Annotated in this window: 21 protein-coding genes and 3 pseudogenes; 13 read left to right on the top strand and 11 right to left on the bottom strand. The window is 32.1% G+C overall.

Annotated elements, in window-relative coordinates:
* Window positions 1–205: 205 nt before the first annotated feature.
* The 3 genes from ABH902_RS12075 to ABH902_RS12065 all read right to left on the bottom strand — a co-directional run bounded on the left by ABH902_RS12075 (window position 206) and on the right by ABH902_RS12065 (window position 4,449).
* Window positions 206–784: a histidine phosphatase family protein gene (locus tag ABH902_RS12075; RefSeq protein ID WP_404591063.1), complete on the bottom strand. Its 579-nt coding sequence runs from the start codon at window positions 782–784 to the stop codon at window positions 206–208.
* A gap of 313 nt (window positions 785–1,097) precedes the next feature.
* Window positions 1,098–2,525 (bottom strand): 6-phospho-beta-glucosidase, encoded by a 1,428-nt coding sequence (locus ABH902_RS12070; protein ID WP_404591157.1) that lies wholly within the window; start codon window positions 2,523–2,525, stop codon window positions 1,098–1,100.
* A gap of 67 nt (window positions 2,526–2,592) precedes the next feature.
* Window positions 2,593–4,449, bottom strand: coding sequence for a beta-glucoside-specific PTS transporter subunit IIABC (locus ABH902_RS12065; protein WP_404591061.1), 1,857 nt, complete (start codon window positions 4,447–4,449; stop codon window positions 2,593–2,595).
* A 251-nt stretch (window positions 4,450–4,700) separates the two neighbouring features.
* On the opposite strand from ABH902_RS12065, the gene ABH902_RS12060 reads away from it, so the two are divergent.
* Window positions 4,701–5,294: a histidine phosphatase family protein gene (locus tag ABH902_RS12060; protein WP_404591059.1), complete on the top strand. Its 594-nt coding sequence runs from the start codon at window positions 4,701–4,703 to the stop codon at window positions 5,292–5,294.
* A 28-nt stretch (window positions 5,295–5,322) separates the two neighbouring features.
* Here the strand turns inward: ABH902_RS12060 and ABH902_RS12055 are convergent, their stop codons facing one another.
* From ABH902_RS12055 to ABH902_RS12045, 3 genes are all read right to left on the bottom strand, one after another.
* Complete coding sequence (locus ABH902_RS12055; protein ID WP_404591057.1) at window positions 5,323–6,216, bottom strand: MurR/RpiR family transcriptional regulator; 894 nt, start codon at window positions 6,214–6,216, stop codon at window positions 5,323–5,325.
* A 121-nt stretch (window positions 6,217–6,337) separates the two neighbouring features.
* Window positions 6,338–7,318: an aldo/keto reductase gene (locus ABH902_RS12050; RefSeq protein WP_404591055.1), complete on the bottom strand. Its 981-nt coding sequence runs from the start codon at window positions 7,316–7,318 to the stop codon at window positions 6,338–6,340.
* A 5-nt stretch (window positions 7,319–7,323) separates the two neighbouring features.
* A complete protein-coding gene (locus ABH902_RS12045; RefSeq protein ID WP_404591053.1) occupies window positions 7,324–8,505 on the bottom strand; it encodes an MFS transporter in 1,182 nt (393 codons plus the stop codon).
* Between the two features lie 609 nt (window positions 8,506–9,114).
* Here ABH902_RS12045 and ABH902_RS12040 point away from each other — a divergent pair.
* A complete protein-coding gene (locus ABH902_RS12040; protein WP_404591051.1) occupies window positions 9,115–9,432 on the top strand; it encodes a helix-turn-helix domain-containing protein in 318 nt (105 codons plus the stop codon).
* Window positions 9,433–10,261: 829 nt separating this feature from the next.
* Here ABH902_RS12040 and ABH902_RS12035 read toward each other — a convergent pair.
* A complete protein-coding gene (locus tag ABH902_RS12035) occupies window positions 10,262–10,684 on the bottom strand; it encodes an NUDIX domain-containing protein (RefSeq protein WP_404591049.1) in 423 nt (140 codons plus the stop codon).
* Between the two features lie 470 nt (window positions 10,685–11,154).
* On the opposite strand from ABH902_RS12035, the gene ABH902_RS12030 reads away from it, so the two are divergent.
* The 3 genes and pseudogenes from ABH902_RS12030 to ABH902_RS12020 all read left to right on the top strand — a co-directional run bounded on the left by ABH902_RS12030 (window position 11,155) and on the right by ABH902_RS12020 (window position 12,536).
* On the top strand, window positions 11,155–11,334 hold the full coding sequence (locus tag ABH902_RS12030) for a hypothetical protein (protein WP_404591047.1): 180 nt from the start codon (window positions 11,155–11,157) through the stop codon (window positions 11,332–11,334).
* A gap of 316 nt (window positions 11,335–11,650) precedes the next feature.
* A complete protein-coding gene (locus ABH902_RS12025; protein ID WP_404591045.1) occupies window positions 11,651–11,974 on the top strand; it encodes a conjugal transfer protein in 324 nt (107 codons plus the stop codon).
* A 2-nt stretch (window positions 11,975–11,976) separates the two neighbouring features.
* A pseudogene (locus ABH902_RS12020) lies at window positions 11,977–12,536 on the top strand (conjugal transfer protein).
* A gap of 182 nt (window positions 12,537–12,718) precedes the next feature.
* Here ABH902_RS12020 and ABH902_RS12015 read toward each other — a convergent pair.
* Together ABH902_RS12015 and ABH902_RS12010 are read right to left on the bottom strand one after the other, a co-directional pair.
* On the bottom strand, window positions 12,719–13,312 hold the full coding sequence (locus tag ABH902_RS12015; protein ID WP_404591044.1) for a response regulator transcription factor: 594 nt from the start codon (window positions 13,310–13,312) through the stop codon (window positions 12,719–12,721).
* Window positions 13,309–15,270, bottom strand: coding sequence for a sensor histidine kinase (locus ABH902_RS12010; protein ID WP_404591042.1), 1,962 nt, complete (start codon window positions 15,268–15,270; stop codon window positions 13,309–13,311). Before ABH902_RS12010 ends, ABH902_RS12015 begins: the two co-directional genes overlap by 4 nt.
* Window positions 15,271–15,757: 487 nt before the next feature.
* Between ABH902_RS12010 and ABH902_RS12005 the strand changes: the two genes are divergently transcribed.
* From ABH902_RS12005 to ABH902_RS11990, 4 genes and pseudogenes are all read left to right on the top strand, one after another.
* Complete coding sequence (locus ABH902_RS12005; RefSeq protein ID WP_404591040.1) at window positions 15,758–16,465, top strand: ABC transporter ATP-binding protein; 708 nt, start codon at window positions 15,758–15,760, stop codon at window positions 16,463–16,465.
* A gap of 2 nt (window positions 16,466–16,467) precedes the next feature.
* On the top strand, window positions 16,468–17,253 hold the full coding sequence (locus ABH902_RS12000) for an ABC transporter permease (RefSeq protein ID WP_404591039.1): 786 nt from the start codon (window positions 16,468–16,470) through the stop codon (window positions 17,251–17,253).
* Window positions 17,253–17,981 (top strand): ABC transporter permease, encoded by a 729-nt coding sequence (locus tag ABH902_RS11995; protein WP_404591037.1) that lies wholly within the window; start codon window positions 17,253–17,255, stop codon window positions 17,979–17,981. Before ABH902_RS12000 ends, ABH902_RS11995 begins: the two co-directional genes overlap by 1 nt.
* Before the next feature lie 100 nt (window positions 17,982–18,081).
* Window positions 18,082–18,665 (top strand): annotated as a pseudogene (locus ABH902_RS11990) (site-specific integrase); the annotation flags it as partial.
* Window positions 18,666–19,104: 439 nt separating this feature from the next.
* Here ABH902_RS11990 and ABH902_RS11985 read toward each other — a convergent pair.
* Together ABH902_RS11985 and ABH902_RS11980 are read right to left on the bottom strand one after the other, a co-directional pair.
* Window positions 19,105–20,205, bottom strand: coding sequence for a HEPN domain-containing protein (locus tag ABH902_RS11985; RefSeq protein ID WP_404591035.1), 1,101 nt, complete (start codon window positions 20,203–20,205; stop codon window positions 19,105–19,107).
* Window positions 20,206–20,215: 10 nt separating this feature from the next.
* Window positions 20,216–21,307, bottom strand: coding sequence for a DUF262 domain-containing protein (locus tag ABH902_RS11980; RefSeq protein WP_404591033.1), 1,092 nt, complete (start codon window positions 21,305–21,307; stop codon window positions 20,216–20,218).
* 607 nt (window positions 21,308–21,914) lie between these two features.
* Between ABH902_RS11980 and ABH902_RS11975 the strand changes: the two genes are divergently transcribed.
* The 4 genes and pseudogenes from ABH902_RS11975 to ABH902_RS11960 form a co-directional block, all read left to right on the top strand.
* Entirely contained in the window at window positions 21,915–22,190 is a 276-nt protein-coding gene (locus ABH902_RS11975) for a YdcP family protein (RefSeq protein ID WP_404591155.1), read from the top strand.
* Window positions 22,191–22,202: 12 nt separating this feature from the next.
* A pseudogene (locus ABH902_RS11970) lies at window positions 22,203–22,577 on the top strand (YdcP family protein).
* Window positions 22,578–22,691: 114 nt separating this feature from the next.
* Window positions 22,692–23,549: a phospholipase D-like domain-containing protein gene (locus tag ABH902_RS11965; RefSeq protein ID WP_404591031.1), complete on the top strand. Its 858-nt coding sequence runs from the start codon at window positions 22,692–22,694 to the stop codon at window positions 23,547–23,549.
* Between the two features lie 267 nt (window positions 23,550–23,816).
* The coding region (locus ABH902_RS11960; RefSeq protein ID WP_404591029.1) for a transposase at window positions 23,817–24,323 on the top strand (507 nt) is incomplete at its 3' end.

Genomic DNA, 24,323 nt, shown 5'->3' with positions numbered 1-24,323 from the left:
AAACTCCGAATGCTGTTATATCAACATTCGGAGCTACTATTATAGATTTAACCACCTGACTCTTCCAGCAAAAGACTAGCTTTTTCCAGAGCTTCTGACAAGCTCTAAACGTTGGTATATCAGCAATTATCTTTTTCAGAAAAAGCTGCGAAAATCTGGTGATTTTTGTCAATTGTAGTTAGTTTTACTCTTTTTCTTCCACTTATCAATATTTGTGATTTATCGCTTGTATAAATTCAAAGTTTCTATTATCGTAGCTAAATTCTAGAATACAACAATTTGAAAATTTTATTTTTACTACTTCCTCATAAGGTAACCATTTTTGAATAAATAAGTACATAGCGCCTCCATGACTTACAGCTAAAACATTTCCATCTTCTTGCTCCATAATATTTGTAAGAGTGGCATTCATTCTTCTTTGGACTTCTTTTGAGGACTCACCGCCATACGGGACAAAAGAATCGCCATAAGATGTTTCTCCCTCTGGTCGTTTAGGATTTAAGTACTCTTTTTCACCTTCAAAGATGCCAAAGTCCCACTCTTTCAAACCTTTTAGACGTTGGTATTCTTTGTTGCCAATAATAATTTCCAATGTATCTGATGCTCGCTCTTGCGTTGACGAATAGTACGCATCTAAGCGAATATTATTCACTTCAAAATACTCTTTCGCTATCTCGGCTTGTTTAATTCCTGCCTCCGTTAGCGGAGAGTCTGATGCTCCTTGAATTTTTCCTAATTGATTAAATAATGTTTCTCCATGACGCATGAGATAAAGTTTTTTCATAATGCCCTCCCCATAAGATTAATTACATAAACTAATTCTATTATAGTTCTTGAAGTGTACTCCAAGTCAATAATGATTTTAAATTTATCTAGTGCGAGACTAGCCTGAAAACCGTCATTCTATCGGCTTGTTTATTCAATCAATTCACAATTGGAGTTAGTCCAGCTGTCGTTAAGATTCAATCAGTTAGAAGATGCCACGATTCTCTCTCATGTTCACTGCTTATTCGTAAATGGTGGCTGGAGCAAAAAACAGCTTTGCTCCAACCACCAAAAGCTTTCATATAAGTTCTGCCAACTTTCAAAATAAGTAATTAATCTAAAATTTCACCATTAGATGCAATCACTTGTTTATACCAATCAAAGGACTTTTTCTTCGTACGTTTAAATGTGCCGTTTCCATTATCATCAAGATCGACATAGATAAAGCCGTATCGTTTACTCATTTGTCCGGTACTTGCTGCAATTAGGTCAATACAGCCCCACGTTGTATATCCTAGCAGTTCTACTCCATCAATCTCAACGGCATCTTTAAAAGCTTGAATATGCTTTTTCAGGTAATCAATTCGATAGTCATCTTCTACATATCCATTTTCATCAGGAGTATCAACAGCTCCTAAACCATTCTCCACGATAAATAGGGGTTTTTGATAGCGATCATATAATTGATTTAATGAATTTCTTAATCCAAGAGGATCAATTTGCCAGCCCCATTCTGTTGACGGAAGATTTTTATTTTTGATTGAAGCAAAAATATTGCCCGTTGCTTGTTCGTAATCTTCGGGATGAGCGCTTACTGTCCTTGAACAATAATAAGAAAAAGTGACAAAATCTACTGGAGAAGCTGCTAATATTTCTTTATCTTTTGCTTCTATTTGTATATTAAGCCCTTCAAGTTCAAATTTCTTTAACGCATAATTGGGATATTTTCCCCGTGCCTGCACATCAATAAAAAAGTAACCTTCTCGATCCCTCTTAATGGCTTCTTGATAATCTTCTGGACGACAAGTGTATGGGTAATGACTACCTCCAGCTAACATACATCCAACTTTATTTTCATGATCAACCTCATGAGCAATTTTCGTAGCAAGAGCACTTGCCACTAATTGGTGATGCGCTGCTTGATACTTAATTTCCTCTTTATTTTCACCATCTTTAAAAATAATCCCACCACCAACAAATGGTTGATGCAATATTATGTTGATTTCGTTGATAGTCAACCAGTATTTTACGAGACCTTTGTAGCGCCGCAAGACTGTTTCAGCGTATTTAGTATAAAAATTAATCAATTGACGATTTCTCCAACCACCATATTCTTTTACTAGATGAATAGGAACATCAAAATGAGTAATGGTTACCAATGGTTGAATACCGTGTTTTTTCAACTCATTGAAAATGTCTTCATAAAATTTAAGCCCTTCTTCATTAGGCTCGGCATCGTTACCGTTCGGAAAAATTCTTGACCATGAAAGAGACATTCTGTAAACTTTGAAGCCCATTTCGGCAAAAAGCTGAATATCTTCCATATAGTGATGGTACATATCTATTGCTTCTTTGGCCGGATAGTAGTAGCCATCCTTCCATTCCAGCATTTCCAGTTCTCCCAATCCCACAGCTTTCCGATCATCGCCAAAAGGTAAAACATCAATATTCGCTAATTTTCTTCCGCCTTCTAATACTCCTCCTTCTGTTTGGTTTGCGGCTGTTGCACCACCCCATAAAAAATTTTTATCTAAAGCCATATCTTCGTCTCCTTCTAAAATCATCATCAAAATAAACCATCTTTTAAATTAGTAGATTAGATTGGTCTTACACCCGAACTGCTAAAATGTCTTCACTACAACTAGTTTGACCCGTCATAATTGTTTCAATTGAAGAATACTGTGGAGTGTTGGTGATGACAATAGGTACTTGCGTTTCATAACCTGCTGTTTGAATTTTTTCAATGTCAAAGTTTAATAAAGGCTGTCCTTTTTTTACGGATTGACCTGCTTCAACTAGTGTTTCAAAATATTTTCCAGCTAATTCTACTGTGTTTAAGCCAACATGAATCAAAATTTCTATCCCAGTTTCAGAAACTAATCCAATCGCATGTTTTGTAGGAAATATAGCGACTACCTCACCATCAAACGGTGCCACAACTTTTCCCTCTATCGGTTCAATCGCAAACCCTTTGCCTAACGCTTCTGATGCGAACGCTTCATCGTGAACATCCTTTAGTGCAATCACATTCCCTTTGATTGGACTAACAACTAATGTATCCTCCCAAATTACTTCTTTTACTTCAGGAATGTCAGAAATTATTTCTTCTTTTTCAAATTTGAAGCTTAAAATATATGTTAGTACTGCCGTTGAAACCGCAGAAATAATCAATGCGACCACGATGTTCCAGAAGAAGCGCATTGTGTCATCACCGATGTAAAGGAGGATCGCCGGCAAACCAGATGACCCCGTAGCAAAACGGTGTGTATTTGTTAAACCGGCATATAAGCCGCCTAAGCCACCGCCAACCATTGCAGCAACTAAAGGATATTTTTTAGGTAGGTTAACACCATAGAGTGTGGGTTCAGTAATTCCCATATAAGCGGTAATTGAGCCTGTCATTGCTACTTGTCTCATTTTTTTATCCTTAGTACGAAACGCAACAACCGCGGATGCTGTCGCTTGAGCGATATTTGAACAAACACATCCCGGTCCAAAAATACTGTCATACCCTAATTCGGCCATCTGCATCACGCCTAACGGAGCAACACCGTTGTGAAGTCCAAACATAACCATAATCGGTAAAAATCCACCAATTAACACTGCGGGAACCCAACTTGCATTCACGCTTAAGAACGTAAAGAATGTTGCCAAATAGCCGCCGATAATGCTGCCAATTGGTCCTAACACTGAGAAAGCTAATGTTCCCATAACCAAGAAGGTAAGCATTGGTACAAAAACTAGCTCAACAGACTTTGGAATAACTCTGTTAAAAAATTTTTCTACATAGGATTGTACAAAGATAACTAGTAAAATCGGAATCACAGTTCCCGTATAAGTTGCTAAAGAGAATGGAATAATATCAAAGAAATGAACGGGATTTCCAGCTGTTACTAATGCCGTCCAATTTGGATGCATCATCATCGCTGCAACCGAAGCCGCTAAAATCGGGTTACACCGTAATTTTTGTGCTTCCGTAAAAGCTAAAATTATTGGCAGGAAAAAAAATACTCCATCGGCAAACATATTCAATAGATAATAAGTCTGAGACTCTGGAGAAATAACTTGGAAAACGATCAACAAGGCTAAGACAGCTTTGACCATTCCTGCCCCAGAAAGTGCTGGAATGACAGGCTGGAAAGTCCCAGCCACAAATTCAATAATTGTTGTTAACAAGCCTTTTTTCTCTTTCTCTACCTGTACAGATGAATTTGTACCAATGATTTTTTCTACTTCTTCATAAACCTCTTTTACATGAGTACCAATTACAACCTGATGCACACCTGCATTAAAAATATACTTTGTAATACCATTTAAATCTTCTAAAGCTTTTACATCGATTTTTGATTCGTCTGCTACTTTAAAACGCAAACGGGTTTGACAATGATAACCATCTAATATGTTTTCTTTCCCACCAAGCTTTTCAACAATGTCATGAGCTAAACTTATATATTTCTTACTCACGGTATTCTCCTTTCAACGGAACAAGACAGTTTATTTTGAAGTTAACCGGTTATTCAAATCTTGTTTATAAATGCACTTTACCATGCATAGATAGCGTTTCCAATAGTTTTCAGTATTATCGAAATACATTTCATTTTTTGATGTTATAAAAGGTTCTATTATGGAATTCATTTCACATTTGGATAAATTATGCTGTTGACTTCAAGTAGTAAAGATAAAGTTTTATAATACATTTATAAGGAGGTAAGTCCATGAAAAAAATGTTGTACCTAATGCGTCATGGTGAGACCCTTTTTAATAAACTGGGAAAAGTTCAGGGTGCTTGCGATTCTCCACTAACCCAAAATGGCATTAAACAGGCTGAACAAGCCAGAATTTATTTTAAAGAGAACAAAATCAACTTTGATCATCTCTACTCATCAACACAAGAGCGTGCCTCGGATACATTAGAAATCATTACAAATCAAAAATCGTATACTAGAATCAAAAATTTAAAAGAAATGAATTTCGGTTTGTTTGAGGCAGAATCAACATCGTTACAACCCAAAGGACCTGAATCGTTCGAAACTTTTTATGCTCAATACGGAGGAGAAACTGCAAAAGAAGTTGAACGCAGAATGACCGAGTCTTTAACAGCAATCATGGAAAAACAGGACCATTATTCAGTTTTAGCACTATCCCATAATGGAGCTTGTTATTATTTCTTGAGAAAATTTTGGACGAGTTCTACAAAAAATATTCCAGTTCATTTTCCTAATTGCTCTATCTTCTCTTACGAATATAGATCAAAAAACTTTTATCTTTTAGACATTATCGATCCTTCAATTAAGAAATCTATTTTATGATAACAAAAAAGCACCGTGATGGTGCTTTTTAAAATTGTTCAGCTACATCTTTAAAACTTGAAGTTCGTTTAGATTCCAATAGTTTGGAATTTTGAATTTTTCTTTTCCTATTTTCTTCGTAATTGAGCATGAAAATTTGAGAATATAGAGCTTCAAGAATAAATAAAATAGACTCTTGCGTTGCATAATTTGCTATTTTCGAATATAGTTTTTCTTTACTGGAAATATTCAAAACCACATCTGAATGATCTCTAAGATAATTTTTTCCCCCACTCGTAATACTAATAATTGGTACTTTATTTTGTTTCAAAATTTTCACATTTCTAGTAGGATTTTCGTCTGGATTATTACCAGAGTAGGAGATTATAACGGCACAATCTTTCGCAGTCAAGGAGTGCGAGATAATCCCATTCTCCCCGGATTTCGCCATAAATGCCTTTTTATTTATAGTCAACAAATTTCTTTTAAATAATTCTCCGTAATAATAGTTTGGGCTTGTACCATAAATAATCGTATTCTCAGATTTTTGAATAATCACAGCCGCCTTACTTAGATCATCTACAGAGATTAAAGAAACAGTATCTTTAATACTCTGCATTTTTAAGTTTACCAAATTCTCTATCATCTCCAATGAATTATCATTCGCAGAAAACGGAAAATTTGGATCCACATTTGCATAAGCATTTTCCTCATGGTAAGCAACTTCATGGGTAAAGGCATACATAAACTCCTTCCATCCAGAATAATCAAAGTATTTGGCAAATCTTACTAATGTTGGCTTTGATGTAAATGTTTTTTGTGCAATTTCTTCCATACTGAGATTTTGAAGACAATCACGATTTTCCAAAATAAATTCTCCAATCGTTCGTCTGGCATCATTTTGTTTGAATGCGGCTTCTTCAATTCTTTGAAATAGGTACATCCATTTTCCTCCTTGCGAAACTTGAGCGACTTCTAAAGTAATGCTAAGCTCAACCAACTTATCTGCATCACCTTCCTATTTACCTACAAGATAAGACTCAATCCTCACTGATTCGTTAATTTTAGGAATGTCCTACAACCTTATGAGGAACATAGGGTTCTTCTAAATAAGAAACATCTTCTGAACTCAACTTGAAATCTACTGCTCCTACAGCTGTTTCAATATGACTCATTTTGGTTGCACCAATAACTGGTGCCACTACCGGTTGTTTTTGTAGTAACCAACCTAAGGCAATATTTACTCGATTAGTCTCATATTTTTCAGCCAATTCAGCGACACGATCAATGATTACTTGATCCTTTTCAGCCGTTTCATCATATTTGGCTCTTTGAGCCTCATCCGTTTGACTTCGACTCGTTTGTTCTGATTTATTTCTAATTAATCTTCCTGAAGCCATAGGGCTATACGGAGTTAAAGCAATCTTTTCCGATAGACAATAAGGAATCATTTCTCTCTCCTCTTCCCGGTAGATTAAATTTAAATGATTTTGCATTGACACAAATTTCGTCCAGCCATTTCTTTCGGCAATGTTATTTGCTTGCTGAAATTGGTATGCATACATGGCTGAGGCGCCGATATAGCGTGCTTTTCCTGCCTTTACTATGTCGTGTAATGCTTCCATTGTTTCCTCAATCGGTGTATTGTAATCCCAGCGATGTATGATATAGAGATCTACGTAATCCGTTTGTAATCGTTGTAAGCTTTGATCAATTTGAGACATTACCGCTTTTCTTGATAACCCTTGCCCATTTGGACCATCAAACATTTTTTGATGGACTTTTGTCGCAATTGCTATCTCGTCTCTTTTGGCATAATCTTTCAGAGCTTTTCCTAGTATTTCTTCACTGCGACCGAGAGAATAGACATTCGCAGTATCAAAGAAATTTATTCCCAGTTCAAGCGCTCTTTTGATCAATGGACGACTTTCATTTTCGTCCAACACCCATTTGTGAATCCAGTTTTTAGGATCTCCAAAACTCATTGAGCCTAAACAGATCCTTGAGACATCTAATCCGGTATTTCCTAATTTTGCGTATTCCATATTTTTCATCCTTTCAGATAATTATTGTTTAACTTTATTAAAAACATACCCACACTAAGAATAACCATTAAAATTCCTTCTGCAATAAATAGCCCCTGTTGAGCTAGGAAAGAAAAACTATGTTGGAATACAGCAATAGAGATAGGGGCAAAAGCTGCTCCACTATTAAAAGCTACGAGCAATAATGAGGTATTCTTTTCAGTATTTTTCGATCCTTGATTAACTGCATTGAAAAGATAAGGAATAAATGTTCGAAATGAAAACCCACACAAAATCGCAGCAATCGAAATCCATATCATATCTCGTGCCATTCCAAATATAAACATAGAAAATCCTAAACTTAGAAATGCCCAAGGTAAAGTCCAACCTTTCAAGACTTCAAAGAGCTTTCCAAAAATCATTCCAGCTAACATAGCACCTAGTCCTACAAGAGCAATTAAATTACTGCCATTTGTGGCATTTCCGATTTCTTTATATAAAAGTAAAGAAGTAATTTTTATCGTTACTGACATATAAATTGTTACAACCATAACAAGTAAAACAATATAAATTAAGATAGTATGATTAATTCTTTCTCTTTTCTTTGCTTTTTCTTGCTTATGTAAGTGTTTCTGATCAATCTTCGGAACAAATATAGAAAAAAATATAAGAACTGGTAGGGCTATTAGGTAGGCGAGAAAAGAGAACCTCCATGAAATAGTCAGTAATTGACCAACGAGATAAGTAATAATCATTCCACCAATTCCTTCAAACGCACTTTGCATACCAATAACACTAGCTAGCTCCTTTCCATTATAAAAACCTACTGCAAAACTATACAAAAGCGGATTTAGTAACCCTACGCCAATACCAAAGAAGATTCTACTAAGAAAAAGAATAAAAAAGGAATTTGCCAATACGGGCAATAACCCAGCAACTAAGACTATTGATAAGCCTATTTGTACAGTAAGTTTATAACCAATGCTTTGTCCAATAGTTGGACTAATTAATACAGTTAAAATAATGAACAAAGAAGGCAATGTTGTCAATAATTCAATGAATGTCATGTGGATAGTCGGATACTCTTGAGCAATTGCAGGAATGTTTCCAGCAATTGCTCCGGCAGAAACGACAAGAATTGATACCGATAAAAGTGCTAGCTTACTTAGCCGATTGAATAAAAGATTCTTCTTATTGATTAAATACACGCTCCTTACTTCTTGCTTTTTTGAATCACTTTTATAAAAGCGATTTATTCTACGATTTTAGCTTTTTGCAGATTTTAGATAGGTTTGCATCGGTATGCCTTTACGATAATTAATGAGCAAATAATCCTATCGAATTTTTTCCAAAAGTTCTTGCCCCTTTTACTACCGATTAAGATTTCATCTATAATTGAATATAAATTATTAAACCCACTTCTCTGATTTACTAACTAAAAAATGAGTTGTACCACGAATATTTTCATCGTACAACACATTTTTTGATCTGTCTAATACCTATTTATATCTATTACTATGCTTTGGAAGCATGCTTAATTCTTGTTAAGCTAAGGAACTATCCACTTTTCTTATATGTCGTTTTATGCTATCCCATTTTCATAACTACTTCTTTTATCCATTTATCTGACTTCTTCACCTCTTTTGCTTGCGCGTATCGGAGGCTGAAATAGGAAAGAAACTTCATTGTAGCAGTCAGGCAATTTCTAAAAAAAGCGAGCCATTTATTCCAAACTAAAAAAAATTCTTTCGTCTTAATAAACTATAATGCGATCACCTCCAGATTTTATCTTTAAAAAGTTTAACTCGAGGTGAAAGATGGAATTTAAAAATCTTGATCCTTTAATTCGGCAGGATCAAAGTGGAGTTTCAAATGCGATGTTTGAATTATTTTTAGAATTTGAACCATCTATTATTAAACATTCACGCCGCTACACCAGTCAAATAACTGAAGACTGTTATCAGGAACTAGCAACTCAATTTATTGTTACCGTACAGCCGTTTGACTTAAATAAGTATACAATCGATAGTTGCTTTTATTTAATAAACATGAAATCCGAACATCCTAGAAATTTAACTAGCACATTTTTGAATCACGTTTTCTGCCATCTGAGCAAATCATATTCATACAGTTAATGGTCATACTAAAAATTTCATTTTTTACTATAATCCTTCCAACAATACGACTTCCCATTGTTCCGAATAATTTTTTGTATAGTAAGTTAAACTCTAGGTAATCGCAGCTCCTATTTTTTATCTTAAAAAACAGTTATCTATTGAGGTAATAGAATATTTATTGTAATAATCGTAGATACTTTCTGGATTCGTCGTGGATTTCTTTTCATTCTACCTGAGCAAATGAAGCTATGCTAACAAAATTAGAAAAAATGAAAGAGTACCTTTTGATAAGTTCAACAATCAACCTATTAAGAAAAACAGTAATTCTAAAATTTTTCTACATTGTGCTAAATTAAAGTCGTATACTAATCTAAAAAAGGAGTACGCGCATGGATAATCTAGAAGATCGTGTTAGGCAACTCGAAATAGAACAGCTTGGCACTATATTCAAACTTTCGTTCTTAATGGAAAAAATTTGATGTCTCTTCGGAAATTTATTATTATCTACAAGGGATTATTTCTGGAAAACCTCTTGATTAACTAGCCATAGAACTAGTTTTTTTCCTTCTAGTCGGTAATTCATGTCGATAGATATACATAATCTAGTCTGGATTACTTAACGGAATAACACACTAACCTATGGCAATCTACCGACTAGATACTGTTTTGGTCTAAACTATAGATTCAGAATTTTCAGACCAAAAAACTATATTTCCATAATTTGCAATAAAAATAACGAAGCAAAAACTATTAAGTTTATGGAATTTTTATATTGTATAAAGGTTAATTTACGATTTCGTAGATATAAATAACTCTCAGATTACGAACAAAAAGCGTAAATGAGACTTTATTTTTTTAATAAAAGATAATGAGAAAAAATTTTTTGTTGGATATCTGGATAAGTACAATTTTGAGGGAACTCAAGTGATTCGTGAACTTCACCTATTTCAAAATTTAACTCACTGCTCTTAGCTTTAATAGTAGCGAAAAACACTATGCCATAATCCGTTTTTAAATGCGTGGATACTTCATAACAAAAAATAGGTTCCAATGAAAAATGTATAGCCCCTGTTTCCTCAATAAGTTCTCTTTCAGCTGCTTCCTTTGCGGTCTCGCCATACTCAATTTTTCCCCCAGGTATTTCAAGCGTATCTCTATTCTTATGTTTTACAAATAAGTATTTATCTCTATATTTACTTATAATAACAACATAAGATGGATGTAGTTTTTCTTCTAAATTCTGATACAGATCAATAATTGTAGTTTTCATTAACGTCCCTCCGATTTTTTAGGTTATAAAGATATCTAATATAGATAAAGTACATAAAAATTAACATAACCGCCCCACTGGTTTATTATATGTACTGTGAAATCGTCTAGAAATTAGTCATTTCCTGTATACTTGTATACTCTTAAGTTATTAATTATTAATATCTTCAGACAAATTCTCTCCTGCTACAATCGCTGAAATTAATCCATAAAGCAGTCAGATCTTTCATACCAATAAAAATATCTATAAGCAAATAGTTTTGAGAACAAACTTCAAAAGCATTTAACATTATAGTTTATAGATTTTAGCACTAATCCCAATCAACATATCCGTCTAATGAATCGTTTTCATAATCTACCCTTAATTTACTTTCCTGTAGCTTCACCAACTATACCCATATACAAATAGCTCTCTAATCTATCTCTTGAAATTAATCCGATATATAGCTGAAACTGAACAAAATTACCAGAATGAATATTTCTACTTCCAAATTAAAACTGCTGGTAAACAAGAAATCTGTTATATCCAGTATACCATCCCTTAAAAAGCAACCAATAATTATTCTTGAAAGTTTTGGTTTCAGAATGATTATACGTTGCTTTTTATTTAGTGAAGGCATAAAAGCCAAGTGTTCCTTAAAAACTGAATAGCCCTTTTTGAATCACGTTCCCTATCATTCGAACTAAGTGAAAATACGCCACGATCTGATTTAGCGATAGATATTTAACACTACACTTGACTTAGGTAATCAAGTCGCCATGACAATGACAGAAAATAATGATACTTCCGTAAGGCTCGCCGTAAACTGGGGAGAGGTGAAATTCCTATGTGCTTTACCTAAAGCGATTCAAAAATCGACAAGACTTAAAATAGGAGGAAATCAATCAAACTTTATTAAATGTTTTCTTAAGTGAAATTTTGACAAATTGACCTCCTGTAGAAAAAGAAACGTGAAAACGCTATAATTTGGTTATAGTATTTGATTCTAGCTCGTACTCTTTTATATCTATTAAAGTAGGCACACATAAAAAGCTGACACTTGTCTTATGGTTTGTATTGATTGGCAGTGTCAGTTTCGGAATTTATAAGAATTTTACAACCATCGATCGGCACACGGTGCATGAAAAAGAAGTGATTGAAACAAAGATAGTTGATACAAATCGGATTGAAAGTTTTGTGACGGCTTTTGCGACGGATTATTATATGTGGCAACAAGATCAAGCCGCCATTGATCGTAGAAATGAGCAACTAAAGAACTATCTTACCGAAGGCTACAACATCTCAATCTGAAAATGATGCGTTTAGATATTCCTACCAGTGACACCGTTCAACGTGTACGGATTTGGAATGTCATACAATCCGATAATAATGAATACGACGTACTCTTTTCAGTAGACCAACAGATAACTGTGATCAAGAAAAAAACTGCTATCACGTCTGCTTATAACGTCCAAGTTTATATGGATAAAAATGGAAATTTAGTAATTATAAAGAGCCCTACCATAAACAGTTCGCCAAAAAAATCAACCTATCAGCCAAAAACACTTGAAAGTGACGGCACGGTGGCGCCAGTCAAACAGGAGAGATCAATAGTTTTCTTGAAACATTTTTTAAACTCTACCCAACAGCAACCGAAAAAGAACTGGCTTACTATGTCAGCAATAACGCGTTACCAGTGATCCAGAAGAATTATATATTTGCAGAACTAGTTAATCCGCTTTACTCCAAAAAAGGGAAACAGATTTTTGCAAGTATGACTGTGAAATACTTAGATCAAGAAACTAAGACCACTCACCTTGCACAATATGAGTTAATCCTTGAAAAGCAAGATAATTGGAAAATAATACTATGATTTCTCAAAAAAATGAGAAATCACAACAAGTAGTTTGATTTGACTGAAACTGTTAGAAGCAATACAGATAAATTACTTTTTGAAGGTAACTCAGTAGATAAGATTGCTAAACTAAATCATGAAAAATAACCTTTATATTATAGGATATGGAACTCAGTAAACATTGATATATTTTTTTAGTATCAATATCCTTTTACTCTAATAATCCCCAATTCAATAGCTTGAATAATTGCAGAAACAGTTGAATTTACCCCTAATTTATTATTTATGGAAACAAGATGATTGTTTACTGTTCTTCTACTAATATAAAGACGCTCTGCTATTTCCTGTTGCCTAAGACCTTCTGCGGCACATTTTAGTATTTCTTTTTCTCGTTCACTCAGAACATCTAATGTACTTTGGCACTTGGGTAGCAGATTATTTCCATGATGTATTTTTTTTAAATCATCATATAATTCTTCAATTGTTACATTTTTATTTAATAGACCCCATGCTCCAGACTTTATTGCTTCATTCTTATATTCAATTAAATCAAAGCCTGATAAAAAAACTACTTTTTGATTTGGAAATTTTTTAAGAATTTCTTTAGATATATCAAATCCACTTAACTTTCCAATATGGATATCCAATAACACTAAATCTGGTTGATCATTTTTTAGTTTATCTAAAAATATTTCTGGCTCAGTAAAACTAATTATTGAGATATCCATTGGTCGAAATGCAATTTCCAGACTCTTAGAAAAAAGTGCATGATCATCTAGTAAATATACTTTCATGAACTTATATCCTCCTTTGCAATCGGTAAAGTTATTGCAAATTTTGTTCCATGCGGGTTTACAGACGATACCTTCATTTTCCCGTCTAATGAATTAACTTCTTGATTTATTGATAAAATACCAAAATGCTTATTTTCAAATTCCCTAAGTTTTATCTTACTATAATCAAATCCTATACCATTATCTTGTACAATAGCTTCAATGTAAAATTCATTTTGAATAAGTGCAACAAAGATTTCTGTTGCTTGAGAGTGTTTTAATGCATTAGTTATTAATTCTTGCATAATTCGATAAATATGAAACTTCTCTTCTTTTTTTAAATGAGTTTCTTGTGGACAATAAAAATTAACAAATATAGATTTATGCTCCTCATTGAATTTATCGCAAAGAATTCGGATACTTTGTGATAAAGGTGCGGTTTCAATTGTCGAAGGATATAGTTCAAATATTTTGTCTCTAAAGGTTTTATTTAAGGTATCAAAAGTTTCTAATACTAATTTCTTTGTTTCTACATTTTCAGTAGACATAGATTCGATTAATTTTTTTAAAGCTAAAATATTTTGCAAAACATTGTCATGGATAAAAAATGAAAAATCTTTATGAAAATTTTGCACCATGTTTAAATATTCATAATTCACGTATTCATCATAAGATAAACTTTCTATTTTTAGAGCTTCTTGTTTAACATCATATAACCGTTCATTTTCAATAATTATTTTACCAACGACACAAACTAAATCATTTATTTCTTCACATTTCATATTTTCCAAATCAGGGCTTCCCCCTTTATCTATGAGTAACCAACCTAAAATATGTTCATTATCAAAAAAAGTAAATTTTCTAAATTTATTGTTGTGATAATGGAATATGTTAGAGTTGAGTTCAAATTCATCAATAATTTTATTTGTTAAAACCAATTTGGAAAGTTCTCCTGAGCTAGACAAAATATAAGGTTGGTGTTGATCTTTCCAAACCATTAAATAGCTATCTATTTCATAATGCTGTAATAAAATTTTACTAATTAAAGTACTCACTGAAGACAAAGTTTTTTCTTTACTGATAGTTTGGACAAGATCAATTTTTTCTTTTTGTAACTCTTTTTTTCTTTGTTGAATTCGTCTCACTTCAATACTACTCAGATGCCAATTCTTCAAATAAAGGATGAACAAAATCAAGCAATAAAAAATAGAAATAAAATAGATATCAAATATAGATAATTGGAGAAAATAATAATTAATAGTGAAGAAGACTCCTATACAAATAAAATGAGTAAACAAATTTATAACAATCGCAACTTTGTTTAGGCGAATTTCATTGCGTTTTATTAAAATAATACCGACTGTAAGTGGAATAAAAAAAAGAATTAATCCACTTAATATTGAAGTAGAAATAATTAACGAAAACAGTGCCAAAATTAATATTCGAATTAAAAGAATCTGTTCTTTTTTAGTTTGAATAGTTAATCGATCTTTTCCTTTGAAATATAGAAATAGGCAACCAAATATATCCAAAGCAAGTACTACACTTACCATCCACGTGAATTTTTCAAAATTAACCAACAATAAAATGGCAACAATAGTAGATTGTATAAATAAAATTCGATTAACTCTAATTGAAATAGATGAGACTGAAATTAAATTGAAAGTGCAAAAAAATTTATAAATGAGATAGGGCAAAAAGGGAATTAATATATTTTTAACAGGATAAATAAAAGAATAGTGTAATAGTCCCAATACTAAGGAAATAGCAGTAAAGAAAGTAAGGATTGCAAAGTATCTCACTCTTTTAATATCTCTAGAAATGAAAATAATGATTGCACAAAAAAGTATAAGCCCCACAATAATCGGTATTACAATCGTTGCTTGCGACTCATATAAATTGTCATTCTGCTTAATAGTAAATAGAGATATCACCAAGAATACAAATAAGGATGACAAGTAAATAAACTTTTCTTTCATACACTTCCCTCCAATCTACCTATTTCTTCACCATCATATAAGTCATTATTTTTCAAAAAAATTCTGAATTGGATATTAGAGTTTGTAGTTCGATCAAACTCCTTTCCAAAACTAATCTTCTTTATAAAAAGTTTTGAATCATCAATATCTAAAATTTTAGGTGTTTCATAAACGCGTAAATAACGTAAGTTTTTTTATTCATCTCTAAGTATATTTTAATCTACAACTTAATCATACTCCTTCTTAAATAATTGCACAATGTACTCATTACAAGAAAAAACTCTTCTTGTAAAATTAATGCATCAGTTAGAGAAATGATATATTTGAATCTTTAATTATGAGAGTTTTTCTAGAAAAGAAAATATCCAAACATAAAGACAACAAATTATAACATAAGGGGTTAGCAAAAAAATAATTTGTGGATAGAGAAGTGTAAATTTTTCATTTACAAGCATATTAAATAAAAAATTTTGAAGGAGTCGTACTATTGAAAAATATTGTCGTTTCAAATGTATGCAAACAACATAAAAAGAAAAATATACTAGAAAATATAACTTTTAAGGCTAAAGAAGGACGTATAACAGCTTTTCTTGGTCCAAATGGTGCTGGAAAGAGCTCTACACTTAGAATACTTCTTGGTTTAGATCGCCCTTTATCAGGAACAGCAACTTTTGGTAACAAAAAATATAGTAACTTCACCTTTCCATTACAAATGGTCGGATCAGCATTTGATGGAATTGGTGGAACCCCTTCAAGAAAAGTTCGAACACATCTAAAAATTATTGCAAAAAGTAATAATATACCAAATAAACGCATTTCAGAAGTTTTAGATATTGTTGACCTATCAAATAAGAGTCATTCACAACTTGGAACCTTATCTTTAGGTGAGGGACAAAGATTAGGTATTGCTATTGCTCTACTGGGTGACCCTCAGTATCTTGTTCTCGACGAACCAACAAATGGGCTAGACCCCATGGGCATAAAATGGTTTAGAAACTTTATCCGGAGACAAGCTGATCAAGGAAAAACAGTGCTACTCTCTTCACACTATCTTACGGAAATTGAGGCTATTGCAGATGATGTTGTTATTATTAATAATGGCCAGATCGTTGTTGCAGGTGAGCTTCATGAAGTGATGCAAAGTATTGAAACCTTAGAAGATGTATTCTTTCTACTTACCGAGGGAGGAAATTAATCATGCGTTTTGTTAAAGTAACTTATTCCGAATTTTCCAAACTGATAAATAGTCGTGGATGGTGGATCGTTTTTGGATTAATAATTATTCTTCAACCCTTACTTGGATTATTAGAAGCTAGCCAAATACTTTCCATAGGATTAGATGCAACTCCCGAAACACACCCAGACTTACTAGAAGCTATACCTCCACTAGATTATTTTGGTTTTGATGCTGCTTTATTCGGGTTACTTCCAATTGTAATCTGGGGTGGAATAAGTGGTGCTAGTGAATATAAAAATCATAATTTGCGTACAACTATGCTATATAGCAATAAGCGTAAAGAACTTTTTAGCGCCAAGCTAATAACCGTTTTGATTTCAACTATATTAGTATCATTTATTTCAATATTTATAACCGTTGCCGTCACACATGTTAAATTAGGTAGTTTAGGATTGAATCCATTCAGTTTAAGTCCAATAACTTGGAAATTTATTGGATACACGACATTAGATTGGACATTATTAACAATTTTATCCTTTTCCATTGGCTTACTTTTTAGAAATATGATTGTTCCATTGATATTTCTAGTCCCCCAAATCTACAACCTTGGGAGTTATCTAGCAGAAAGATGGTCTTGGGGAGAATATCTACCTGTTGCAGCAGGCAATTTTATTGTTGCTACTCCGGTTAAACCTTATCCTCATGATCCTGTAAAAGGTATATTGATACTTCTTTTATGGATACTTTTTACTGTGTTAATAGCGCTTTATTCGTTTAATCGTAGCGATGTGGGAGGAAAATATTAATGATAAAGAATATTCTTCAAAGTGAAATAATCAAATTCTTCTCTTATAATTGGTGTTTGTTCGGGACGATTGGAACTATTTTAATAGCTCCTTTAATATTATTTTTTTCTGGAGCTGGAAATGATCAATCTTTGGTAACCAATGAAATATTATCTATTAGTTTACGTAATTTATTTTTAAGCCAAGCGGGACTGGTTATAATAGCTGCCAGTTTCTTCGGTCAAGAATATTCAAATTCATATTTACGTACAACCTTATTAACAATACCTGCTCGAATAAAACTCATTACTGCTAAGATATTTCTTCTAACAGCTATAGTATGGATTATTGGCTTATTTTCCAGTTTAGTTTGCTTAGGAGTTGGTATTATTCAATATAGCGGCTCTTTTACTCTCTCTTTAATTTTAGAATTTTTGATTAAAGTTACTATTGCAATGTTAAGTTGGACGCTAATAACTTGGATTACAGTATTTTTGACCATCATTACCAAATCACAAATTTTACCGATTGCAATAATGTTCTCTCTTATTCTTGGATTAAGTCAAATGTTATTCGCAGTGACTGCATTTGCAAAATACCTACCTGATTTAGCAACCATGAATCTTTTTTTTTCACCCCATACATCTACTTTATTAAATGGTTCTCAAGGTTTATTAGTTCAAGTTATCTGGTCTTTATTTCTTGGTCTGATTTCATTTGGATTGATTCAATATCGTGATGTTCGATGACAAGTTCATTGCTGTCTCACCTCTTCACTTTCCTTAAAATACAACATAAAAACTATCAAAAATTAATTGATAGTTTTTAGTTGTTATTAGAATTCTTGTAAAAAAACATGGCAACATGAAAATTGAGACTTATTTTCGTGTTCTATCTTATACAGGTGTCAGGAAGTCAGAAATACTCGCATTGGAATGATATTAATTTCGATAGCAACAAATTAACGATTAATAAAACCTTAGCTGAGGTTAAAAGTAGTCCTGATACTAAAGTAACGAAAGTAGCTAGCCAAAGTGCTAAAACAAATGCTGGTAAAAGAACAATTTCAATTGACAAATAGACAATGCTATTGTTGCAGAAATGGAAAATCCGCCAACATTTGAGTTCAATTTTTAGGCTTAAAAACAATAAATAAACACCAACTTGTCTTCCCCAACAAAGATAATAAATTTTGTCGTCCGGGTCAAGCTAATGACTGGTATGACATAATTGCAACTAAGTACAACTTAAAACGAATTAGCCTTCATGAATCATGTCTCTCTTTGCTCAAAGACGGATATGAACTTAGAGGATATTATGTATCGTGTCGGTCAGAAAGATTCTATAATGACTCGACAGGTTTATAATTAATGGAAGAGCGCAATGTAGATCAATTCGCTCAATTTATCGAAACTGAAAAAGATTTATTCTAAAAATGCTCATTGGTGCTATTTTTATTTTTGAGTATTAGAAAAAGCTAAGAATGCCTATATAACAGCGTTCCTAGCTTATATTTTGTTATTAGCCAACTGACCCTTCCAGCAGAAAGTTAGCTTTTTCTGAAGGCTCTAAGGGGCTCTAAATGTTGGTATAACAGTATTCTCTTTTTCTAACAAATACTGTTGTATCCCGTTAATTTTTGCCAATTGTAGTTAGTTTTGAGTTAGTTTCAAATTATTTTAACTAAAAATATGGATATTTTTGAGGATTTTAGTAAGAACGATTGCGAGCTAGGATGAGTACTAAAAAATTAACAAGCAATGTAGAGTAATATTAATTTTAAGTTAGATTTAAAATTTAATGTTTGATGACTACAATCCATTTTTTTAGGTGCTGGATCATCGTGCAAAGTCATTTAAACCAGTCTCTAGATTAATAAAAATCCGTAACTTCAACATTCAAAACTAATGGGACATTATTTTCTACTTGCTCATAAATAAACACTTTTTCTTTTATATTTTTCAAAGTCCATAAATCAATACAACTAATTTCAATAGAACATTTCCCGATTTTTGGAATATTTAAGCACTTGTTGCCTTTTTGATTTCTCATTTTTATAACTTTTATATTTCTATAAATATTATTTTTTCTATCTTTCGCAAAAAAATATAAAGTGTCTATTTTTCTACCTCTTTGAGTAGATTCAGGATCAATTTCTAGTACTTTTATAGCTGGAAAAGCATTGGTTACACTAACTTCTTTAAATGAAAAACTATTTGTTGAAGACTCAACATATTTTTTTAAGACTTGACCAACTAAATATTCATCTATTGTCATCATTAAGCTTTTTACTATTTTGGACATTGCTTGTATTTGTTCCATCGACCAAATAGTTGAAACTTCATCTAGATGTGCTAATCTATTTCTGAATTTTACTAACATATATATTTGTTCAATATAAAACTTCAAAATCTCACTTGATCCTTTTGGTACTTCTAAATTATCATTCTTATCAATCTCAAATTGTGGACAACTTTCTCTAATCTCATCTAATAAAATAACCTGGGGATAATCTTCGGCTCTGATTCCTAACTCAACATATTTATAAAAATCTTCTTTTGAGAAATCAAATTCAGAAATCATTTCAAAAAGAACACTTATGTTCATATTATTACTATGAGTTATAACATTTTTTGACAGATGCATCTTGCTACTATCCAAGTCATAGAAAGAACTCGCCAAATGATTTTTTTTTACAACTTTTTCAACAATCTTTTTAAAAAAAGTCCCATTATTTAAAATATCTTGATGAAAGAAAATAATTTCAAAAAACACTTTTTTTATATAACTCTCCCAACATGTATATAAATTAATTATTGTATTTTCTCTAAATCCTTTTCTCAATTCCGTTAAAGTACTTCTATACGTATTAAAATCACTATGTCTACTAATTTTCCGGACAAGTTCTTCTTGATTCTCAAAATCCCTTATTAATTTTCCTAGTTTGGCAATATATTCATCTGTTGTTTTCATAAACTATACCTTACAGAAGCTCTTTCTCGAATGTCTGTACTCGCATCCCAACATTTTTAATAGATGTATACTTACCATTAAAAATATCCTTTTTATATTTGTCGATTATTTCAAATTTTAGTTGACCTAATTCAGAATGATTTTCAAATATCTTGGACATATCATTTTTGTGAAAGTAAGCAAATAGCATTGTAGTATCAAATATCATTTTTTCACTTTTTCCTTTTGAAGATGATTTAAAAGCCTTATCTCCAAATAACTTGTGCACATTTTCAATGGTCTCATTAAAAACTTCTTCTAGTTGATCACACTCTTCTATATTAAATTGTATAGATTTTTCAGCATATGAATCTAGAATGGCTCTTGTAGAACCTGAAATGGATAAATGGACTGCACTTATATAACTAAAAAACCTAAGTATTAGTTCTATGTCCTCCATCCTACTTGAATTTTTTTTATTGAAACTCCATAAATCTCTATACAATTTATTCTTACTCATCTCAAATAACCGTCGATTAAATTCACCTTGATATAACGCATTACGTATTTCTTGATAATTTAACTCCGTTCCTCCCGTGTTTAATCTTTCAAAAATTAATTGCTTTAATGCCTTCTCTTCTAATTCATTCTTCGCAGTTTCTTTGAGTAATATAATGGCTGATATATAGCGTCTCTTAATAGATCGTTGAACATTCTGATCTAAATCTCTATAGAACTTACCATTCAATTCGTCCCAAATTTGTAAATCCTTTAACTTAAATTTATTATTTAAAAAGGAAGTAATCGTGGATATTCGTTGTTGTCCATCCATAACTTCATACTCATACAAATCATATTCATATAAAAAAATAGGAGGGATTGGAATATTTATAATCAAACTTTCAATCAACTTTGACTTTTTTTTGTCATCCCATACTAGGCGTCTTTGATATTCTGGATCTATCTTCTTAGAAAATTCTTGAACCAATTTTTCAGCTGAATATCTTGCTTGTTCTGTGACTATTTGATAGCCATCTTCTTTGTATTGTTTTACTACATCTTCATAATTAAGTAGTTCTTTTCTTTTTTTAGACATATCTAAGATACTCTTCTCATCAAACATATATATTCCTCCTAATAATCATTCTACAACAGAACTTTCTTTACTGGTTTTAACACATCAAAGTGTGTTTAAAATTTTCATATCGTGTTCCCTTGAAACACTACTCTACATGTTAATACTGTATATATTATACTCAACTCTTATTATATCAGTATTGATTGATAGAATATAGTAAAAAATCAAAATGCTTTCAGCCATTTAAACGATTAAAATTGATAAGTTGAGTAACATTTTAAAAAATATCTAAAAAGATTAATTACACTTTGACCACTTCCTATAAATTAACCACATAGAACGGAGAAAAACTAATGAATAAGAAAAACAACAAGGCGATTACGCTGTTTAGTTTACTAACAGTTCTAATCGCTTTTTTATTTCCCCAATTACCACATTCGCAGCTACTGTCAATTATGAAAAAGTTGCGAACTATATTTCTACATGACATGTTAAATCATTAGGTGGCTTACACTGGACTGATGACAGGATTCATATGATTAAAGCGGACAATCAACCTGCTTTCTGTATTGAACATGGAACACTTCTTACTGGTGGCTCTGGATTCACCCCATCAGAACTAACTATCGCAGAAAAAGAACGCCTTTCATTAATTGCGTATTACGGTTATCAAATAAACCCTACTGTTGAACAAAGACGAATTAATGGAAAACCGACTGTGCTCTCTCGCAGTTACAATCTTTACTCAACAATTCAACGCGCAGATGATATTGAAGTCATTTTACCTGCAGATGCTGGTGAAAGGCATTTTGAAGTAGACGCTAAAGTGAAGCTTGTGAATCCAAAAATCACAGCTGAAGGATACAAAATTGGAACGAGAGGATTCACAAATTACATCATGCACGCTGATGATATTGTGAAATTATAGGAGAAAAAAATTATGAGATTAGCTGAAGGAATTGTCATTTAAAAAGAAGAAACATTTGGTAAATTGAAATTTTCGGCATTGCGTCGAGAAGTTCGGATCCAAAATGAAAATGGAACAGCTTCAAACGATATCAAAGAGCGCACTTACGATTTAAAATCAACCGGTAAAGGACGCATGATTCAAGTATGTATCCCTGCTTCCGTTCCACTAAAAGAATTTGAATATAATGCAGAAGTGGAATTAATGAATCCAATTGCAGATACAGTCGCTAATGCCACTTATCAAGGTGCAGATATAGACTGGTATATTAAAGCTGATGATATTGTATCAAAAAAATTAGATAGCAAATCATCAGGAGATTCTAAATCAAATCCGATTAAAAAATAAACTGTATCTTTATAAGCTGTAGATCCAATGATACAATGTATTAAATTGTGTCTTTTTTTATTTTTAATTTATTAATTTTGGAAAATTGTCATCATCGAATATGGAGGAGAGAATGTGTATCAAGAAATAGATATTGGGCAGGATAGTAAATTATTATTATATAAAAACAAAGATTTTTGGGAAGATATTTTGCCAAAAACATTTGAAGAATCATCATATATCGACGTGATAACGTATAACTTTAATTTTAATAACTATTCAGAAAAAAGCTTCTATTTTAAACTAAAAGATTTGGCTTCTAAAGGAGTTAAAATTAGACTTCTTTATGCAAAGGAAACTTATATGGAAAATGAAGAACTTTTAGTCGAAGATGTTTTTAAATCGTTTGTTTTATGTGCAAAACTTGATAATAATCATAGCAAAATTTTTTTGTCTGATAAAGTTGCTTACATTGGTTCAGCAAATTTTAGTGTAGGAAGCAATAATAATTATGAGTGTGGAATAATCATAAAAGATATTGAAGTAATAGAAAAAATACGAAAAACGTTCGTTACAGAACTTATTGAAGCTAGCAAACTTATATCTATTCCCCAAAATCCATTTGATCCCCTGCATATTATTAACGATTTGATTCAAACTTTAGAAACCATTTCTCATTTACTATCACATGATAAAGACGCAATCTTAATTGATCAAAATTTAGAATTAATACCTGAACTAAGAAATTGGGAGTTCGCACAAAAATTGTTAGAAAACTCAACTATTAATTTTGAATTTGAGTTTGACCATGTTTTTGATTGGTTAAATTTTTACTGTGATTGCTATGAGAAGCGTTCAGTAAATGAAAGTGAATTTCAAATAATTTGCGATTTTGTTCCTAAATTTTATAAGCATTTACAGAAAATAAAAAGTAAACTTGTTAAGCTATATGAGACAGAAGGAAAAGAAAATGTAATTCCTCAACAAATATAAAATAAGAAATGGAGATACTAGAATATTTAAATATAAGGGAACACGAATTCGAGTACGTGATAAAGAACTAATCTTTAATATTTTTACTTTGCTAACAATTCTTCAATCAACTATCGTCATGTTAATGTTTCATTTAAAATATATTTTAACTATAGATTGGAAAATCGTTACTTTGACTGATTTTATTATTCAAATAAAAAAACTATACTTCTGTACCGACCTCCGAAAGTTAGACCAAAAATCTAACTTTTGGAGGTCGGTATTTTTATGGCTAACTATAGTTTTGAAGACAAAATGGCAGTCGTTCAAGATTACCTTGATGGGAAAGGAGGATATGCTTACCTAGCCAAAAAGCATTCAATCAAGAACAAAGAACAAGTGTTACAATGGGTCAATTCTTACCGTGATTTTGGAGAAGAAGGATTGCTTAGAAAACGAGAAAATCAGAAATATTCTGTTCATTTCAAGTTAAATGCGTTAGAGTTATATCAAACACGCGAGTTGTCCTATCGTGAAGTTGCCAGTAGTCTGGGAATGAACAATCCTTCCTTGATTGCCAACTGGATGCGAAACTTTCGAGCAGAAGGCATTGATGGGCTCTCAAAAACGAAAGGACGTCCCTCTACCTTGACTAAGAAAAAAGAAGTGAAAAAGAAAAAAATGAGTCAAGAATCATCAAAAGAACGCGACCGTATCAAGGAACTGGAAAAACAAGTCCGTTCTCTTCAAATTGAAAATGCCTTTTTAAAAGAATTGAGGAAGCTGCGAAAACAG

Origin of the sequence: Enterococcus sp. UD-01, from assembly GCF_044909655.1 — a bacterium.
GTDB lineage: Bacteria > Bacillota > Bacilli > Lactobacillales > Enterococcaceae > Enterococcus_L.
Note: the sequence above shows the minus strand (reverse complement) of the source record. Positions and strands in the feature narration are given on the sequence as shown.

Excerpts from the sequence above, each read along its gene's own strand:
- ABH902_RS12015 (WP_404591044.1), bottom strand. The coding sequence starts at position 13,312 with ATGAAAGTATATTTACTAGATGATCATGCACTTTTTTCTAAGAGTCTG.
- ABH902_RS12070 (WP_404591157.1), bottom strand. The coding sequence starts at position 2,525 with ATGGCTTTAGATAAAAATTTTTTATGGGGTGGTGCAACAGCCGCAAAC.
- ABH902_RS12060 (WP_404591059.1), top strand. The coding sequence starts at position 4,701 with ATGAAAAAAATGTTGTACCTAATGCGTCATGGTGAGACCCTTTTTAAT.
- ABH902_RS12040 (WP_404591051.1), top strand. The coding sequence starts at position 9,115 with ATGGAATTTAAAAATCTTGATCCTTTAATTCGGCAGGATCAAAGTGGA.
- ABH902_RS12075 (WP_404591063.1), bottom strand. The coding sequence starts at position 784 with ATGAAAAAACTTTATCTCATGCGTCATGGAGAAACATTATTTAATCAA.
- ABH902_RS12035 (WP_404591049.1), bottom strand. The coding sequence starts at position 10,684 with ATGAAAACTACAATTATTGATCTGTATCAGAATTTAGAAGAAAAACTA.
- ABH902_RS12000 (WP_404591039.1), top strand. The coding sequence starts at position 16,468 with ATGCGTTTTGTTAAAGTAACTTATTCCGAATTTTCCAAACTGATAAAT.
- ABH902_RS12030 (WP_404591047.1), top strand. The coding sequence starts at position 11,155 with ATGAATATTTCTACTTCCAAATTAAAACTGCTGGTAAACAAGAAATCT.
- ABH902_RS11985 (WP_404591035.1), bottom strand. The coding sequence starts at position 20,205 with ATGAAAACAACAGATGAATATATTGCCAAACTAGGAAAATTAATAAGG.
- ABH902_RS12050 (WP_404591055.1), bottom strand. The coding sequence starts at position 7,318 with ATGGAATACGCAAAATTAGGAAATACCGGATTAGATGTCTCAAGGATC.
- ABH902_RS12010 (WP_404591042.1), bottom strand. The coding sequence starts at position 15,270 with ATGAAAGAAAAGTTTATTTACTTGTCATCCTTATTTGTATTCTTGGTG.
- ABH902_RS11995 (WP_404591037.1), top strand. The coding sequence starts at position 17,253 with ATGATAAAGAATATTCTTCAAAGTGAAATAATCAAATTCTTCTCTTAT.
- ABH902_RS12055 (WP_404591057.1), bottom strand. The coding sequence starts at position 6,216 with ATGTACCTATTTCAAAGAATTGAAGAAGCCGCATTCAAACAAAATGAT.
- ABH902_RS11980 (WP_404591033.1), bottom strand. The coding sequence starts at position 21,307 with ATGTTTGATGAGAAGAGTATCTTAGATATGTCTAAAAAAAGAAAAGAA.